The 527-nt window shown below is 77.8% G+C and carries 2 tRNA genes; one reads left to right on the top strand and one right to left on the bottom strand.

Features of this window, described 5'->3' with window-relative positions:
- Positions 1-189: 189 nt before the first annotated feature.
- Positions 190-263: transfer RNA gene (locus ACRYM0_RS20885), tRNA-Pro, on the bottom strand.
- Between the two features lie 106 nt (positions 264-369).
- Here ACRYM0_RS20885 and ACRYM0_RS20890 point away from each other — a divergent pair.
- Positions 370-443, top strand: a tRNA-Gly gene (locus tag ACRYM0_RS20890).
- Positions 444-527: the final 84 nt, after the last annotated feature.

A 527-nucleotide genomic window follows, 5' to 3' on the forward strand; every position in this document is an offset into this window, starting at 1 on the left:
GGGGGTGGGGTTGTTGGGCGTCGAAGGGGGGGGGGGGGGGGGGGGGGGGGGGGGCGGGGGGGGGGGGGGGGGGGGCGGCCGGGGGGCGGCCCCGCCCCCCCCCCCCCCCCCCCGCGAAAGCGTAGCCGTCCGCGCCGGGGCGTCTGCCTGCCCGCCGGTCGACGCGGGGTCGTCGGCGGGCCGTGCTCGTCGGGGTACCCGGATTCGAACCGGGGGCCTTCCGCTCCCAAAGCGGACGCGCTACCAAGCTGCGCCACACCCCGCGACCCGCCGCGCGCGGCGGGTGCTGCCACAGGCTACCGCCGCGGACCCGTTAAGCTGGGCGCCGACCGCTGCGCACGCCCTCCACCGGGCGGCGCGCACGGCCACGCGGGCGTAGCTCAATGGTAGAGCCCTAGTCTTCCAAACTAGCTACGCGGGTTCGATTCCCGTCGCCCGCTCCACGCGCGAGCCCGCGCCCCCGGGGCGGCGGCTCGGGGGGTCGGTACCTGAGAATCGGTTAACGTGGGTGTGCTGGGATGTCACCT

Source organism: Kineococcus arenarius subsp. arenarius (assembly GCF_050871845.1).
Taxonomy (GTDB): domain Bacteria; phylum Actinomycetota; class Actinomycetes; order Actinomycetales; family Kineococcaceae; genus Kineococcus.